Origin of the sequence: Ochrobactrum sp. C6C9 (assembly GCF_022627935.1) — a bacterium.
GTDB classification, from domain to species: domain Bacteria; phylum Pseudomonadota; class Alphaproteobacteria; order Rhizobiales; family Rhizobiaceae; genus Brucella; species Brucella teleogrylli.
In genome coordinates this window covers 53,390-69,088 of record NZ_JABXGB010000012.1, presented here as the reverse complement: position 1 = coordinate 69,088, position 15,699 = coordinate 53,390, and the positions used below count along the sequence as shown (strand labels likewise).

Below are 15,699 nucleotides of genomic sequence, written 5' to 3'. Positions count from 1 at the left end.
TATCTGCTATTTGCGATAGCTGAGGATACGGAGCAAAATAAAGGCAGGGATGACAACGGCTGCGCCCAAAATGAGATAATCCGCGAAACGGGCGACGGCGGAGAAGCCCATATTCCACAGGCGCAGGAAGAAATCGCGAATGCCCCAGAGAATATCGTAGGGCGTCCAGTGGAACGCGCTCATGACCACGCCAACCACCAGCGAAATCAGCACCAGCTTGACGATGATGCGTGCAGGCGTATCGCCAAGAAAACGGTTTACACCATCAGACATGCAAATCTCCTGCGTCTCAATTTTCCGCCATGCTGACAGATTCATCGCGCAAGACATAAGCGGAGATGATGACATCCGCAAGTTTTGAGCGTCTGCATCTATCTTTGCTTACGATAATCGCGTGGAGCCTTCTGCTTCTGGCGCGAGAAGGACCGGTTCATGCTGCGCGTATCGGTAAAGCCACTCGCGACGGCCACTTCCAGAAGCGATAATCCGGTCTCGGCCAGCAGTTCCTTTGCCTTCTTGACGCGCAGTTCTTCGCGCACTTCGAAGGCTGTGCGTTCCAGCGCCAGCCGGAAGCCGCGCTCCATCTGCCGCACCGAAATGCCGAGCCTGCGCGCCACATCGATCATGGGCACCGGGTCTTCCAGCGTTTCCTCGAAAATGCGGATGGCCTTGCGGATCATCGGCGAGCGCACGCCATTGAAACTAAGCGCTGGCTGTTCGGAGCGTACCAGCTCGTAAGGGATCATGAGGATCGATGCGCTTTTACGCGCCAGTTCCTCGGAAATTTCGTTCTGGATGATGGAAAGCGCCAGCGACGCTGCACCCAATCCACCCGCGCAGGTATAGTGCCGCCCGCTGCGGTGAAACAGGCTGGTCGTATCGGCGGTATAGCCGTCGAACAGATCGAGAAAATCGTCGCGGTGGAACCAGTTCACACAGCAATTGCGGTCTTCGAGCAAGCTGCCCTCGGCAAGCAGGAAAGCGGCGGTGCAAAGCCCCACCACGGTCTTGCCGCGTTTGTCGGCGCGCTTGATGAGATCGATCAATGCCTGCTGGCGCGGACGATACTGGGCAAGCACCCCACCAACGACCGCCACATAATCGCATTCGTCGAGTTCGCCGATGGGAGCTGTCGGCTCGATCACCATGCCGGAACTGGACGCAACCGGATCGCCCGACAGCGTGCAGATTTTCCAGGCGCAGCGGATCTGGCGGCTCTTGTCACGATCATCGGCAGCGAGGCGGAAGGGATCGAGAAACAGGCTGAGCGCCGTCAGCGTAAAACCCGGCAGCGCGACAATGCCAACCGACAGCCTGCGCGGCGACGCATCCGCCGGGGCATCCTGTTTTCGGCTTGTTTCCGGTCCTGTTCCGTTGGCCACGTTCGTCGCTTTCCTCCGCACTTCATCTATCTGCGCGGAGCAGGCTCATACAGTCAACGAAAATGCTTGGAAAGCTTCAACTGCTGCGCCTGATAATTGGAGCCGAGATCGGTGCCGTAAAGCGCCTTCGGACGGTGCAGCATATGCTCATAGACAAGGCGTCCGACGATCTGGCCATGTTCCAGAATGAAGGGCACTTCATGGCTGCGCACTTCGAGAACCGCGCGGCTGCCCGTGCCGCCAGCCGCACTGTGACCAAAGCCCGGATCGAAGAAGCCCGCATAGTGAACGCGGAACTCACCGACCAGCGGATCGAACGGCGTCATCTCTGCGGCGTAGAGCGGCGGCACATGCACGGCTTCTCGCGAGACGAGGATATAGAATTCATCCGGGTCAAGCACGAGTTCGCGTGCGCCGCGATCATAGATAGGCTCCCAGAAATCGAGCACATCATTGGCGGCGCGCTTGTCCACATCGACAACGCCCGTGTGATGTTTGCCGCGATAGCCGATCAACTTGTCCGGGCCGCCGGAAAGATCGACGGAAAGCGCAATGCCGCCGCCGGAGATGTTCGGCATTTCAGCGGCCACCAGCGTCTCGGAATTATGCAGCGCGGCGAGTTCCGCCTCATCGAGCTGGGCGCGGCCCTTGCGGAAACGGATCTGCGACAGGCGCGAGCCGGTGCGCGCAACAATGGGGAATGTGCGCGGGCTGACTTCCAGATAAAGCGGGCCGTTGTAACCGGCAGGCACCTTGTCGAATTCCTGCGCGCCATCGGCAATCACGCGGGTGAAGATGTCGAGACGGCCAGTCGAGCTTTTCGGATTGGCGGATGCCGACAGTTCGGGCGACAGCGCAAGGCTTTCCAAGAGCGGCACGATATAGACGCAGCCGGTTTCGAGAACCGCGCCTGCGGTCAGGTCGATCTCGTGCAGCTTGAGCCGTTCGAGCTTATCTATAACCGGTGTGCCGGGACCCGGCATGAAGGAGGCGCGAACGCGATAGGCCTTTGCGCCAAGGCGGAGATCGAGGCTCGCAGGCTGAATCTGGTCGGTATCCAGCGGGCGCGGCGAAGCCAGCAAACCGCTTTCGAACAGCGCAGCGATATCCGCATCCGCCAGAATTCCCGCATCTCTTAGCGCCATCGACCTCGTACTCCATAGTCTGAGCAATTCTTCAAAAGACCTTTGACCACTCGAAGGCCCAATGCCAACCCTTCACGCCCGGAGAAACGGGGTTTTCCGCAGGAATCGAACCCAATCGTGAGCCAACGAGGCAGGCTTTTCCTCAAAACTCGCTATCGTGGCATTGACGACCTTGCGCAACAGGCATATGGAAAATGTGTTCCGTGGTGATTTGGCCGGCCGGCTTGCAGCCACGTTAAAGAATTCGCTAAAAAGGGCCGCGGTTCGTTACCGGCCTTTTGGGCCGGTTTTTTATTGGCCGCCGAGATGCCACTAAACGCTTTTGGGCGTCCCGGCCGACCAGCTTTTGACAGGTTGGAAAAATGACGACTGAGACTACCCGCAAGTTCCGCCCCGCAACGCAGCTCGTGCACGCCGGTTCGCTCCGCTCCGGTTTCGCCGAAATGTCGGAAGCGATGTTCCTCACGCAGGGTTTCCTTTATCCCGATGCCGAAGCCGCCGAAGCGCGTTTCAAGGGCGAAAATCCGGGTTTCATCTATTCGCGATACGCCAACCCCACCACGGACATGTTCGAAAAGCGCATGTGCGCGCTGGAAGGCGCCGAGGAAGGCCGTGCCACGGCTTCCGGCATGGCTGCCGTCGCCGCTGCCATTCTGTGTCAGGTCAAGGCGGGTGATCATGTGATTTCCGCGCGCGCCGTGTTCGGCTCGTGTCGCTATATCGTCGAGACCCTGCTGCCGCGCTATGGTGTGGAAATCTCGATCATCGACGGCTCGGACATCGCCAACTGGAAAGCCGCTGTTCGTCCGAACACCAAGGTGATGTTCCTCGAAAGCCCGTCGAACCCTACGCTCGAAATCATCGATATCGCCGCCGTGGCCGAAGTGGCCAATGAAGCAGGCGCGAAGCTGATCGTGGACAATGTCTTTGCGACCCCGCTTTACCAGAAGCCGCTGGAGCTTGGCGCGCATATCGTCGTCTATTCGACCACCAAGCATATTGACGGTCAGGGCCGCTGCCTTGGCGGCATCGTGCTGTCCGACCGCGAATGGGTCGAAACCGAGCTTCAGGACTATTATCGCCATACCGGCCCCGGCATGAGCCCGTTCAATGCCTGGATTATGCTGAAGGGTCTGGAAACGCTGTCCGTGCGCGTGCGCCAGATGACGCAGTCGGCGGCTGCCGTTGCCGATGTTCTCGCAGGCAAGCCGGGCGTCAAGCGCGTCCTTTATCCGGGCCGCGCCGACCATCCGCAGGCAGATGTGATCGCCAAGCAGATGACTGGCGGTTCGACCCTGATCGCGCTCGAACTGGAAGGCGGCAAGGAAGCCGCGTTCAAATTCGAAAATGCGTTGCAGGTGTTCAGCATCTCCAACAATCTGGGCGACGCCAAGAGCCTGATCACCCATCCGGCCACCACGACGCACAAGAACCTGAGCGATGAGGCCAAGGCCGAGCTTGGCATTTCCGATGGCGTGCTGCGCATTTCGGTTGGCCTTGAAGATACCGACGATCTTCTGGAAGACGTCGAAGAGGCGCTGAAGGCAGCCGTTCGCTAAATAAAGAAAAGGATGATCCGGCCTGATTCCGTCAGGCCGGGTCATCCGTTTATTTTCTGCATTTTCTTGTGCCGAAGCATCTCCGGATCATGCAAAAGACGGTGTTTCGTCTTAAAAAATGTGACCTTTTCGCTGCAATCCACCACAAGAACGATCCGATTGCAGAAAACCGCCCGCTTTGGCCCTGTCGAGATTGCCGCGCCACGTTGACCTCCAACGCAACTTTGGCGATAGGTGGGCAACAGGCACATGACAAAGGCGGATGCGATGTACAGGGCGGTGACGCAGGGGATCGAAATAACGGTTGAGCCGTTTTATCTGGAAGACGAGTCGGCTCCCGAAGACAACCGCTATGTCTGGGGCTACCGCATCACCATTGCCAATAATTCCTCCGACACGGTGCAGCTGCGCTCGCGCTACTGGCAGATTACCGATGCCAATGGCCGCGTCGAGGAAGTGCGCGGGGCCGGTGTCGTCGGCGAACAGCCGGTGCTCGATCCGGGCGACTCGTTCCAATATTCATCCGGCTGTCCGCTGACCACATCATCCGGCGTCATGGTCGGGCGCTATCAGATGCAGAACCCGACGGGCAATACATTCGAAGTGGATATTCCGGCTTTCTCGCTGGATGTGCCGGAACAGCGCCGCACGCTGAATTAGAGCAGGAAACAAAAAAGGCGGTTCTTCTGAACCGCCTTTTTTGATTACTTGGCGAACTGCGCCGGATCAAACTCGTAATGCGTCGAGCAGAATTCGCAGGACACCGAAATCTTGCCGTTTTCGATGCTGTCCTGAATTTCCTCTGCCGAGAAGCCCGACAGGACGCCCTGGATTTTCTCCCGCGAGCAGGAGCATATATCCGCCACCTTGATGGCGTTGAAGACGCGCACGCCGCGCTCGTGGAACAGGCGATACAGCAGGCGTTCCGAGCCGACCTGCGGATCGGTCAGTTCCGAGCTTTCGATGGTGCCGAGCAGTGACCGCGCCTCATCCCAGGCATCATCCACCGGATGAAACACGGCTTCTTCCTCGTCACCGTCGCCGCCCGGCAGATCGGGAACACGCGCGCGCAATTCCGATTCCGGCAGGAACTGGATGATCAGACCGCCTGCGCGCCATTGCTCGACCGGCTTGCCATCGGCACCCCGTTCGACCAGCTTGGCGACGCTCAGCTTCAGATCGGTCGGGATCTGTTCAGACTGACGGAAATAGGTCGTGGCAATTTCCTCCAGCGTCGAGCCGTCCAGCGCCACAATACCCTGATAGCGCTGCATATAGGCGCCCTGATCCACCGTGAAGGCCAATGTGCCGCGACCGAGCAGCTCTTCAGGCTGCGTCTTGCCTGTGGCGATGGCGTCCTTCAGGCGATCCTCATCGAAACGCGCATAGCCGCGCACCGCATTGGGTGTGCTGAAATCCACCACCAGCATGTCCACCGGACCGTCGGACTGGGTCTGGAAGATGAACTTGCCTTCGAATTTGAGCGAAGTGCCGAGCAGAACGGTCAGAACCGTCGCCTCCGCCAGCAGGCGGGCCACTTCTTCCGGATATTCGTGGCGTTTCAGGATGGCGTCGATGCTCGTGCCAAGCTGAACCGCGCGACCGCGCACATCGAGCCCTTCCACCTGGAAAGGCACGACGGCGTCGTCGCCTGCAAAGCCGAAATCACCCAGATCGAGCTTGGGACCCGAATGGCCGTTTTCGGCTTCGATATAATCGTTGCTGGTATTCTCAGCCACAGAAAACTCCAATCACGCGCCTTGCAGGCACCAGGCCAGAATGGCCTTCTGGGCGTGGAGCCTGTTTTCGGCTTCGTCGAACACGACCGATTGCGGCCCGTCGATCACTTCGTTGGTCACTTCCTCCCCGCGATGTGCGGGCAGGCAATGCATGAAGAGCGCCTTCGGGTCGGCTTTCGCCATCAGCCGCGCATTGACCTGATAGGGCATGAACACATTATGTCCACGGGCACGGTCCTCCTGTCCCATCGAAACCCAGGTGTCGGTCACGATGCAATCCGCACCGCTTGCCGCTTTTTCCGGGTCTGTCGTGGACATGATGTCCGCACCGTTTGCCCTGGCCCAGTCAATGAAGTGCTGGTTTGGCTCGCTGCCTTCCGGCGTCGCGATATTGACGTTGAAGTCAAACCGCGCCGCGGCTTCCACAAGCGAATGCAGGACGTTGTTGCCGTCCCCCATCCAGGCAAAGGTCTTGCCTTTGATCGAGCCGCGATGTTCCTCATATGTAAGTACGTCGGCCATAATCTGACAAGGGTGGGTGTCGTCGGTCAAAGCGTTGATGACCGGAACGGTGGCATATTCGGCCAATTCGAGCATGCGGTCATGCGATGTGGTGCGGATCATGATCGCATCCACATAGCGCGACAGGACCTTTGCCGTATCAGCGATAGTCTCGCTGCGACCGAGCTGCATTTCCGAGCCGGTGAGCATCAGCGTTTCGCCGCCGAGCTGGCGCATGCCGACATCGAACGACACGCGCGTGCGGGTCGATGGCTTTTCGAAAATCATCGCCAGCACCTTGCCGGCATAGGGCTTTTCAATCTCGCCCGCCTTCAGCCGCGCCTTGCGCGCCTTGGCGTCTTCGAGGATGGAACGCAATTCGCTTCCTGAAACAGAAGACAGGTCGAGAAAGTGCTTGATACCGTTATCCTGAGCCATGATTACGCCGTCTTGCTGATCGGATTTACGACAGAAAGCCGTTCCACGGCTGTTTCGATGCGGTTCAGCGCTTCACGGGCTTCTTCCGGCGTCGTGACCAATGGCGGCAGCAGACGCACGACATTGTCGCCAGCGCCGACGCTGAGGAAATGCTCGTCGCGCAGCGCCTGAATGAGCGTGGTGTTCGGCACAACGCATTTGATGCCCATCAAAAGGCCGCGACCGCGCACCTCGGACACCACATTCGGGAACCGGTCGATGATCGACGCAAGGCCCTGCTTCATGACAAGCGCGGTGGCCTGAACATTTTCCAGAAAACCCTCTTCCAGAATGACGTCCAGCACGGCATTGCCGACCGCCATGGCCAGCGGATTGCCGCCATAGGTGGTGCCATGCACACCGGCAACCATGCCCTTGGCGGCTTCAGCCGTTGCAAGGCAGGCGCCAACCGGGAAACCACCGCCGATGCCCTTGGCAACCGCCATGATATCCGGCGTGATGCCCGACCACTCATGGGCGAAAAGCTTGCCGGTACGACCAACGCCGGTCTGCACTTCATCGAGGATCAGGAGCAGGCCCTTTTCGTCGCAGATCTGACGGATAAGGCGCATGAATTCTTCCGGGAAGCCACGCAGACCGCCCTCGCCCTGAATGGGCTCAAGCAGGACAGCGGCGGTTTCATCAGTGATGGCGGCGCGAAGGGCCACCTCGTCGCCGAACGGCACCTGATCGAAGCCTTCGACCTTCGGGCCGAAACCTTCGAGATACTTGGCCTGGCCACCGGCAGCGATGGTCGCAAGCGTGCGGCCATGGAACGCGCCTTCAAAGGTGACAATCCGGAAACGCTCCGGATGACCGTTGGCGAAATGATAGCGACGGGCGGTCTTGATCGCGCATTCCAGCGCTTCAGCACCGGAATTGGTGAAGAAGACCTTGTCGGCGAATGTGTTGTCGACCAGACGCTGGCCGAGCTTTTCCTGTCCGGGAACTTCATAAAGATTGGACAGGTGCCACAGCTTGTCTGCCTGATTTTTTAGGGCTTCGACCAGATGCGGATGGGAATGGCCAAGGGAGTTCACCGCAATGCCAGCCGCAAAATCGAGATAGCGCTCGCCGGTTTCGGTGATCAGCCAGATGCCCTCACCTCGCTCGAAGCGCAGAGCCGCACGATTATAGGTGTCGTAAAGCGGTTGCACGGTCGTAGCGTCGGTCATTGCAATCAGGCCTCCATAAGCCTTTCTAATGCTGCATATCCGCAGAAAGCGGACTGTCAGCCTTGCCATTTTGAGCGATATTCCGGCCCTCTCTCCGGCCAGTTATCACAGGATTTTGGCACGTCGATCATGCGCCCTTCGCATGACGAACCTGCCGAAATAAAAAGCCGCCCACCGGGCGGCATAATTATTCTGGGTGTATATTGGCGCTCGCGAAAAAAATGTCAATCAAACTAAGGCTCGATTATCGCGCTTCTTTACGCATGAGTTGATGCATTTTTTGCCCGTTGTACGGGCGTTGCCCGCACTTTTTCAGCGCGCATGCCGGACTTGTCGCCAACATTTCCGGAAGCGGGCTAGCGCTACCGACATCCCGCCTATATATAGAGCCCAGTTTCCACGGCGCGGCGCGTGCAGCGGCTTCTCTCTCAAAGGTGTTCAAAAATGCACCACGGGACCAAAGAAAAACCGTCTTTGCCACCCAAGTTGGGGAAAACCTTAAAAATGGAATCTGCCTGACAGGGCTATCCCTTGTCATGGAGTCATCCGGTATTGTAGTTTCTCTTTAAAGAAAAAAGCTACATTTCGTGCGGCGGACCTAGTCACCCGGATAGATATGGTGTTTGCGCCTGGAGCAATCCGGGAACACTGGTGGATTCCGGATAACGAAAATGATTGGAGCCCAGGGCGATGAACTGGACAGACGAACGCGTTGAACTACTGAAGAAACTGTGGAGCGAAGGCTTGAGCGCAAGCCAGATCGCAGCACAGCTTGGCGGTGTGAGCCGCAATGCAGTGATCGGCAAAGTGCACCGTCTGAAGCTTTCGGGTCGCGGTAAGACGACGACCGCTGCTCCGCGCAGCAAGAAAGTCAATACGGTTGCAGCAGCACCGCGTCCTGTAACGCAGCATGCGGGCGGCAGCACGCATACGGCCCATACGACGACGATGCGCACCGCAACGGTCACCAAGATGGTAGGCGCAACGGCATTGCAGATGGAATATGCAGCCGAAGTGGTGACGGAAACCGTCGTCAAGCCGGCTTCGAATGTGGTGGTGCCGATTTCGCGTCGCCTCACTTTGTTGCAGCTCTCCGAGCGTACCTGCAAGTGGCCGATCGGCGACCCGCTGAACGAAGATTTCCACTTCTGCGGCAGTGAATCGGGTGAATCCAGCCCTTATTGCAGCTACCACTCCCGCCTGGCTTTCCAGCCGACGGCAGAACGACGCCGGGCACGCTGATCTAAGGGAATAGGTGAGTAAGGGAATAAGGGAGTATGCTTGACGATATCGTCGGCAGCTCCCTTTTTCTTTGCCTGCCACCCTATTCCTTCACATACTGCCCTACTGCCCTACTGCCCTACTGCCTTATTCCCTTATTCCCCTACTCACCTACTCACCTACTCACTTACTCCCCTATTCCCCTCCTCATAGACCCTCAGCGTGCGATCCGCGATGCCGTCCCAGCTGTAATCGCGGGCGATCCAGTCGATGAGTTGCTGCGACTGTTCTGCCGTCAGCGGGTTGTCGCTCTTGCGGCGTAGCGCGGTTTTCAACGCATCGATATCGCCGAGCGGGAAATAGTCGTCGTCTGGCAGTCCGACTTCCAGATTGGCCGTGATGTCGCTGGCCAGCACATTGAGCCCGTAGCCCATCGCCTCCAGAAGCGCGATAGGCATACCTTCATGGCTCGACGGCAGCACGAATAGCCCAGCCTGACTGAAAAGCGCGGAGAGTTCCTCCCCCTGCAATGCCCCGGTCAGGACGACGCCTGGCACGGCCTCGGCACGGGTGCGCACCTCTCCCGCATAGGCGGCCGTATATTCCGCCGAGCCGATCAAGGCGAGTTTCAGCGATGGATCGGAGAGCTTGGCGAATGCCTCGATCAGATCGAGCTGGCGCTTTTCCGGTACGATGCGCGCGACCAGCGCAATATAGCGGCTCGGAACTAGCCCATGCTTTTCCAGCCAGCTTGGATCACGGCTCGGCTCGCGCAGGGTCACGCCATTCGGGATGAAGGTGACGGGAACGTTATAGCGTTGCCCGACCGTTTTCGCGATATCGTTGGAGACGGCGATGCGGGCGTTTGCAAAGCGCATTCCCCATTTTTCGCCAAGCTTCAATGTCGTGCGCGCCAGGCGGCCCCATTTTTGACGGTTATAATCGAAGCCGTGATGGGTCACGACCGTCCGCAAACCGAGCAGACGCGCAAGCGGCGTCACTAGTGCCGGGCCGATAGCGTGGATGTGCAAAATGTCGGGCCGTGTGAAACCCGCGCGCAGCACGCCCAGAAGGGTATGCACGATGGCTTCGAACTTCATCGACGTTGGCGCCCAGATCGGCGTGACTTTCACGCCTTCCCAGACATAGGGCTGTTTGTTGGGGAGATAGGGGCTGCGGCCCACCACTTCGACATCCCAACCCTTGGCGATGTAAAGACGGGCCAATTCTTCGACATGTCGCTCCACGCCGCCCTGCACATTGGGAACGCCGCGCAGGCCGAGCATCATGACACGTCGCTTTTTAGCCCTTTGTTCCATCAAAGCGCTCCCAGTTCCGCGTAAAGTTCCAGTGTCCGGTTCCGATAAGCCTCCGGCGAGAACTCCCGACCGGCCCAGGTGCGGCCAAGACGGCCCATCCTGCGCCGGGCCTGCGGGGGCAGACTGGCGGCTTCGCTCATGACGCGGGCAAGGTCTTCAGCATCGCCGGTTCTGGCCACCATGCCGGTCTCGCCCGGCACGATCATTTCGGGAATACCGCCAATGTCGGCGCCAATCACCGGCACGCCAAGCGCATAGGCCTCCAGAATACTGATCGGCGCATTTTCATACCATTCCGACGGCAGGATCAGCGCCTTGGCCTCGCCAATGAGCCGGTGCAGCCGCTCGCCCGAGACATAACCCGCAAAGGTAATATCGCCGCCGGTTTCAGCCGCCAGCGCCCGCAAACTTTGCTCTTCCGGGCCGGTGCCTGCAATCACCAGTTTCTGGCCGGCAATTGCAGCTGCGCGGATCAGCGTACCAATGCCCTTTTCCGGGGCCAGACGGCCCACATAGGCGAAATAGTCGCTCTCATGCTCGAAGGGTTCGAGATTATCGGTCTGCGCGAAATTCGGGATATAGACCAGCTTTTCCTCCGGCCAGCCCCATTCGATCAGCTTCGAAATATAGAAGCGGCTCGGTACCACGATGCGATCGAGCGTGTTGCGATAAAGGCCGAGCGTGCGATGGATCGCCGTTTCGACCAGAACCAACCCGCTCAACGCCGTCGAATCCTTGATGCATTTATGGACTGCGACATTGTAGATGCGCCCGCCCTTGCAGCGCTCGCAAATCTGGTTATGCGACAGCATCTTATAGGCCGGGCAGGCGAGCTTCAGATCATGCGCGGTCATGACGGTCGGAATACCCGCCGCTTTCAGCACCGGAAAGATCGACGGCGACAGGTGATGATAAACATTATGCGCATGGGCGACGTTCGGGCGAAAGCGCTCGATCAGCGCCTTGATGCGGTCGCGCGCTTCCCATGAATAGATGATCTTGCCTGCCTGCGCGACTTTGGTGAGAAGGCCGCTCTCGCGCCCATATTCGATTTCCGACACGAAATAGGACGACCAGTCGGAGGCGAAATTGTCCGGATGCTGCATGGCAAAGGGAGCCGTCTCCCATCCAATCTCGGAAAAGAGCTTGATATGGTCGAGAAAAACCGCTTCGGCCCCGCCGCGACGGTAAAAATAATTATTGATTGCCAGCAGGCGGTGATCCGGATCGGCAGCTTTCATCAGGGAGCACCTTCCTCTGCTCCGATATGAGCCAGCGCATCGCGTATCGACAAAACTTCCGCGCCGCTTTGTGCCGCATGGGAAACCAGCTCTTCGAAGGTTTCCGGCGTGCAACCGAAAGGCGTCGGCCTGTCGCTGATATCATGCGTATAGAAGATCAGCCAGCCGGGATTTGCGACGAGATCGTCGATCCAGCGGGTCAATTGCTCCGCATGCTGCTCCGGCTGCCTTATCTCGACGGCTTCCAGAAAGGCGAGATCAACCGCATCACGATTGATGCGCTCGCCGCCACTGCGGCAGGTGGCGAAGCGGTCGGCAAACAGGCCGCGCGAGCGCATCGACGAGGCGCAATAGGGATAGGCGAAATTGCGCCGCCCGACCCGGTTCGGTTCGAACCCGTGCAGATAAGCGTGGTTGCGGTCAAGATCGGCCGCCAGATCGCGCGCGCCGACCGAAGGCACATTCCAATGTGCGTATGTATGGCAGCCAATGTCGTGCCCGGCCTCGGCCAGCCTGCGGAGCCCGTCTTCGGTGATCAGCCGCCGGTGGGTTTCGACGGAGCCTACCAGACCACCGGCAATATAAAACGTGCCGTGAAAGCCGTGGCGTTCCAATATCTTCGCGCCCGCGCTTTCAGCACTGTCGGGAACATCGTCGAATGTGAAACTGATGATCCGCCGGTCCTTCGGCAGTGGAAAGGGCCGCAACGGAAAACTGCGGCTCAGCGCGTCATGCAGGCGGTTGTTCAGCCGGTCCAGACGTGCCCGCGCCCAGCCCAATCTGTCCTGCTCCCCCAATTTTTCCTGTCCCATTGTCTTTACCAAGCCTTTGCCCCAAAAAGCTTAACTTACAAGTCGCGCCTTCGCCTGAAGGCGCATGCCGAAAACGGCAATCATCAAACAAAACCAGACCGCGCTGCCATTCTGGAAAAACGTGCTTTCCATGCAGGATGCATAGAGGCCGTACAACCACAAACGGCTGAAAAGAAGCGTCAATGCCGGATCGTTCCCCGTCGCTTCGGCTGCTTTGATATAACGTAGCGGCAGGATCATCAGCCAGATCAGCATCAGGATCAGGCCGAAAACGCCCGCATTGATCATCATATCCAGATAGGCATTATGCGCGTTGAAGGCTGCGACTGCCCATGTCGCCCCGCCTCCCCCGGCATAGACCATTTCCGGGGTTTTCCAGAAAGAGTCCAGCCCGTAACCGAATATCGGCTTTTTAGCGACTGCCGAAAAGGCTATGCGCCAAATATCGGCGCGGTTGGTAAATGTCGCGTCAATGCCGATGCTGGTGATCAGCTGGCGGATGGGGTCGGAAACCGCAGCTCCAATGGCGACGAAATTGAACGCCGCCACCCCGCCGATCGAGATCGGAATGCGTGTCCAGCGCCAATGCGTGAAGATCAGCGATATGATGGCAATGAAGGGCAGCATGGCCGTCGATGTCTTGCCGCCCGTGTGCAGCAGGAAGAAGACACAGAGCGCCACGACCAGCCCGCCTGCCTTACGATACCCCATTTGCCAGCCATAAAGGCCGAAGAAGCTGAGCAGCACCAATGCAGCAGCAGCAGCGTTCTTGTGCGGAAAATGTCCGCGCCATGCGCCCGCCAGCATCGGCTCGATGACATTTGTTGCCTGATGGATGGCCCGGCTCGGCATGAAGATAACGCCGAAATAGGCAAAGCCGAGCGTGATGAACGACCCGATCAGCAGGAGCCGCGCCATCTGGGTGGCGGAGCGCGGCAAAAGCAGGAATATGCTGGCATTGAGCGCCATCAATACCGACAGCACCACCTTGCGGCTTGCGATCGAAGGATGCGCCGAGACAAGGGCCGTCACGAACATCCAGATGAACAGCGTTACCAGAAGCGTTCGCGGCTGGAGAATGGTCTGGCGCAAGGGACTGCTCAGGCCGCAAGCGATGAAGCCTGCGGTCAGTCCCAGCGTCAGCAGCTGGTTCAGCAGGTTCGATTGCCCTGCCGAGGCAGCAGTGCCCAGTTCAGCACTGGAACTCGGATAGGGGCTGATCCCCACCCACATGAACAGAAACATGATCAGAAACAGGGCAACGCCCAGCGATGACGATACCGTCGTCAGGTCGCGGGGCGATGCTTTGACTGGGACAGGGGCCGTCACACGCCGATGGGAAGCGAGGTCAGACACGGCTCTCCCGATTTCTCCGCCAGGCGCCAAGATAACCCAGCGCAAGCGCCAGCGCCACGCCGAGACCGAGCCCCACGAAACCACCGGCTGCACCGAGCAACACGGTGCGCGGCGGCCAGCTGCGGCTGACGGGCGGGATCGCCGTTGAGATCACGCGGATATTGGTGGCGTCGAGTTGCTGGCGCTGATGCGTTTCCGTCGAGCGCGTCAGGAAGGTGTTGTAGATGGACACTTTGGCGGTCATGTCGCGTTCGAGATCGGACAGCTGCACCTGCGCATCATTGTCCAGCGCTACCGCAGAGCGCGCCGTCGCGGCCTGCGCATTGAGCGCATTGACAACCGCATTGGCCTGATCGAGATCGACCTTTGCCGATTGCAGGATGCGCGAGCGTTCATTGGCGATCTGCTGTTCCAGCCCGTCGAGCTGGCGCTGCGTGTTGATAAGCTCGGGATAGCGCGGGCCATAGGTCATGGTCAGCGCATCGTAACGCTGCTTCAGCGTCGCATACTGGCTGCGCAGATTGGTCATGGTCGGCGATTGCAGCGTGCTTGCCGGGCCAACCGGGCTACCCGTATCACGGGTCAGCTCGTTATAGCGGGTGCTGGCGTCGGTCTGGCGCGCCTTGGCATCGACCAGCTTCGTGTTGATCTGCGCCATGGACTGCGCGCTAACCAGTTCGCCTCCGGTGGTTTGAAGACCATGTGCGCGGCGAAAAGCGGCGACTTTCTCTTCCGCATCGGTGGCGGCTTTCTGCAAGGAAGTCAGGCGTTCCGACAAGGCCGCAGCAGCGCGACCTGCGCCATCGGCATCCGCCTCGGCCACTTCTTCCTGAAACGACTGCGCCAGAGTATCGGCAACCTTGACCGATTTTTCGGGATTATCAGTCCAGACACCGATGGTCACGAGATAGGACCGCTCCGGCCGGCTCACGACAATGCGTTGCGACAAGGCGCGCACCGCCGTCAGCTTGTCGTCGGATGCACCCTTCGGTTTGCCAAGTCCAACCAGCGCGCGCAGATCGAAACTGGCAGGCGGCGGTACGAATTCCGGATCGCTTTGCAGGTTGAGATCCTGCACGACACGACGCAGCACATTGCCCGAGACCAGCATTTTCATCTTGCTTTCGATGTCGAGAATCTGGCTGTCAGCCTGAAGGCTCTGAGCATAGATATCGTTGGGCAAAAGCTGCAAGCCGGATGGCGGCACCAGCATATCCGTATAGGCCGTATAGCGCGGCTTGGCCGTCATGCCATAGGCAAGGCCCGCCAGTGCACCGGCAAGCGCGAGAATGACGATCCATATCCAGCGGGCGCGCACCCATTCAAGTGCCGCCCAGAGATCGATTTCCGGCAGCATGAGCCCGCCGCCGTAAGACCCCGTCTCCTGCTCCACCGGACGGGATGCAGGTGCATCGGAAACGGACGCTGGCCTTGGATATGACGGCGCATGGTTCTGCGCCAAAGCCTGGTTCCATTGCTCGAGCGTCTCTGCACCGCGCTTTTGAGCAGCCGGTTGCTGAGCCTTCGAAGCAAGGTCACGCAAGGTGTACATTGATCGATCCTATGGTTGGGCCTTTGATCGCCCTCGTGTTGCCCCGTCGCGCAAAAAGCGCCTTTGCCTTGTTTATATGAGAAGATTAAAAAAATTGGTTAATCACAACTATCGGGCAGCAATACGCGATAAAACTGGAAAATACATGACCTGTTCAGTTAGGGTTCATATTTCAACGCTACATGTGCAATAAGCACAATAACCGCAGATCAAGACAATA

Annotated in this window: 14 protein-coding genes and 1 riboswitch; of the genes, 3 read left to right on the top strand and 11 right to left on the bottom strand. The window is 58.8% G+C overall.

Annotation, left to right across the window (positions count from 1 at the left end):
* Positions 1-6: 6 nt before the first annotated feature.
* The 3 genes from HWD97_RS11670 to HWD97_RS11660 form a co-directional block, all read right to left on the bottom strand.
* Complete coding sequence (locus HWD97_RS11670; protein WP_078338112.1) at positions 7-273, bottom strand: DUF6460 domain-containing protein; 267 nt, start codon at positions 271-273, stop codon at positions 7-9.
* Between the two features lie 98 nt (positions 274-371).
* Entirely contained in the window at positions 372-1,382 is a 1,011-nt protein-coding gene (locus HWD97_RS11665; RefSeq protein ID WP_109368348.1) for a GlxA family transcriptional regulator, read from the bottom strand.
* Positions 1,383-1,435: 53 nt separating this feature from the next.
* The gene (locus tag HWD97_RS11660; protein WP_121537244.1) at positions 1,436-2,527 is read right to left on the bottom strand and encodes a 2'-deoxycytidine 5'-triphosphate deaminase; all 1,092 of its coding nucleotides are present in this window, start codon (positions 2,525-2,527) and stop codon (positions 1,436-1,438) included.
* Positions 2,528-2,720: 193 nt separating this feature from the next.
* A riboswitch (SAM riboswitch) is annotated at positions 2,721-2,800 on the top strand.
* Positions 2,801-2,889: 89 nt separating this feature from the next.
* On the opposite strand from HWD97_RS11660, the gene HWD97_RS11655 reads away from it, so the two are divergent.
* Both HWD97_RS11655 and apaG read left to right on the top strand, forming a co-directional pair.
* Positions 2,890-4,086 (top strand): O-succinylhomoserine sulfhydrylase, encoded by a 1,197-nt coding sequence (locus HWD97_RS11655; protein ID WP_109368346.1) that lies wholly within the window; start codon positions 2,890-2,892, stop codon positions 4,084-4,086.
* A gap of 267 nt (positions 4,087-4,353) precedes the next feature.
* The gene (gene apaG / locus HWD97_RS11650) at positions 4,354-4,746 is read left to right on the top strand and encodes a Co2+/Mg2+ efflux protein ApaG (protein WP_109370166.1); all 393 of its coding nucleotides are present in this window, start codon (positions 4,354-4,356) and stop codon (positions 4,744-4,746) included.
* A gap of 44 nt (positions 4,747-4,790) precedes the next feature.
* Here apaG and HWD97_RS11645 read toward each other — a convergent pair whose 3' ends face one another.
* From HWD97_RS11645 to HWD97_RS11635, 3 genes are read right to left on the bottom strand one after another with little or no spacing between them, the layout of a single operon-like run.
* Positions 4,791-5,825, bottom strand: coding sequence for an Hsp33 family molecular chaperone (locus HWD97_RS11645; protein WP_109370165.1), 1,035 nt, complete (start codon positions 5,823-5,825; stop codon positions 4,791-4,793).
* A 12-nt stretch (positions 5,826-5,837) separates the two neighbouring features.
* Positions 5,838-6,764 carry an ornithine carbamoyltransferase gene (argF, locus tag HWD97_RS11640; protein WP_109368345.1) on the bottom strand — a complete coding sequence of 309 codons (927 nt, stop codon included), beginning with the start codon at positions 6,762-6,764 and terminating at the stop codon, positions 5,838-5,840.
* Between the two features lie 2 nt (positions 6,765-6,766).
* On the bottom strand, positions 6,767-7,978 hold the full coding sequence (locus HWD97_RS11635) for an aspartate aminotransferase family protein (protein WP_140024381.1): 1,212 nt from the start codon (positions 7,976-7,978) through the stop codon (positions 6,767-6,769).
* A gap of 690 nt (positions 7,979-8,668) precedes the next feature.
* Between HWD97_RS11635 and HWD97_RS11630 the strand changes: the two genes are divergently transcribed.
* On the top strand, positions 8,669-9,220 hold the full coding sequence (locus HWD97_RS11630; RefSeq protein WP_371835036.1) for a GcrA family cell cycle regulator: 552 nt from the start codon (positions 8,669-8,671) through the stop codon (positions 9,218-9,220).
* A gap of 158 nt (positions 9,221-9,378) precedes the next feature.
* On the opposite strand, the gene HWD97_RS11625 is transcribed toward HWD97_RS11630, so the two are convergent.
* The 5 genes from HWD97_RS11625 to HWD97_RS11605 are packed head-to-tail and all read right to left on the bottom strand — an operon-like array spanning position 9,379 to position 15,479.
* Complete coding sequence (locus tag HWD97_RS11625; protein WP_121537238.1) at positions 9,379-10,518, bottom strand: glycosyltransferase family 4 protein; 1,140 nt, start codon at positions 10,516-10,518, stop codon at positions 9,379-9,381.
* Positions 10,518-11,759 carry a glycosyltransferase family 4 protein gene (locus HWD97_RS11620; RefSeq protein ID WP_121537236.1) on the bottom strand — a complete coding sequence of 414 codons (1,242 nt, stop codon included), beginning with the start codon at positions 11,757-11,759 and terminating at the stop codon, positions 10,518-10,520. Before HWD97_RS11620 ends, HWD97_RS11625 begins: the two co-directional genes overlap by 1 nt.
* Entirely contained in the window at positions 11,759-12,571 is an 813-nt protein-coding gene (locus HWD97_RS11615) for a polysaccharide deacetylase family protein (protein ID WP_371835035.1), read from the bottom strand. The genes HWD97_RS11620 and HWD97_RS11615 overlap by 1 nt, the downstream gene beginning before the upstream one ends.
* A gap of 30 nt (positions 12,572-12,601) precedes the next feature.
* Complete coding sequence (locus HWD97_RS11610; RefSeq protein WP_371835034.1) at positions 12,602-13,927, bottom strand: O-antigen ligase family protein; 1,326 nt, start codon at positions 13,925-13,927, stop codon at positions 12,602-12,604.
* A complete protein-coding gene (locus HWD97_RS11605) occupies positions 13,920-15,479 on the bottom strand; it encodes a GumC family protein (protein WP_371835033.1) in 1,560 nt (519 codons plus the stop codon). Before HWD97_RS11605 ends, HWD97_RS11610 begins: the two co-directional genes overlap by 8 nt.
* Positions 15,480-15,699 lie beyond the last annotated feature (220 nt).

Coding starts and splice junctions, on each gene's coding strand:
- HWD97_RS11670 (WP_078338112.1), bottom strand. CDS start 273: ATGTCTGATGGTGTAAACCGTTTTCTTGGCGATACGCCTGCACGCATC.
- HWD97_RS11660 (WP_121537244.1), bottom strand. CDS start 2,527: ATGGCGCTAAGAGATGCGGGAATTCTGGCGGATGCGGATATCGCTGCG.
- HWD97_RS11655 (WP_109368346.1), top strand. CDS start 2,890: ATGACGACTGAGACTACCCGCAAGTTCCGCCCCGCAACGCAGCTCGTG.
- apaG (WP_109370166.1), top strand. CDS start 4,354: ATGTACAGGGCGGTGACGCAGGGGATCGAAATAACGGTTGAGCCGTTT.
- argF (WP_109368345.1), bottom strand. CDS start 6,764: ATGGCTCAGGATAACGGTATCAAGCACTTTCTCGACCTGTCTTCTGTT.
- HWD97_RS11635 (WP_140024381.1), bottom strand. CDS start 7,978: ATGACCGACGCTACGACCGTGCAACCGCTTTACGACACCTATAATCGT.
- HWD97_RS11630 (WP_371835036.1), top strand. CDS start 8,669: ATGAACTGGACAGACGAACGCGTTGAACTACTGAAGAAACTGTGGAGC.
- HWD97_RS11625 (WP_121537238.1), bottom strand. CDS start 10,518: ATGGAACAAAGGGCTAAAAAGCGACGTGTCATGATGCTCGGCCTGCGC.
- HWD97_RS11620 (WP_121537236.1), bottom strand. CDS start 11,759: ATGAAAGCTGCCGATCCGGATCACCGCCTGCTGGCAATCAATAATTAT.
- HWD97_RS11615 (WP_371835035.1), bottom strand. CDS start 12,571: ATGGGACAGGAAAAATTGGGGGAGCAGGACAGATTGGGCTGGGCGCGG.
- HWD97_RS11605 (WP_371835033.1), bottom strand. CDS start 15,479: ATGTACACCTTGCGTGACCTTGCTTCGAAGGCTCAGCAACCGGCTGCT.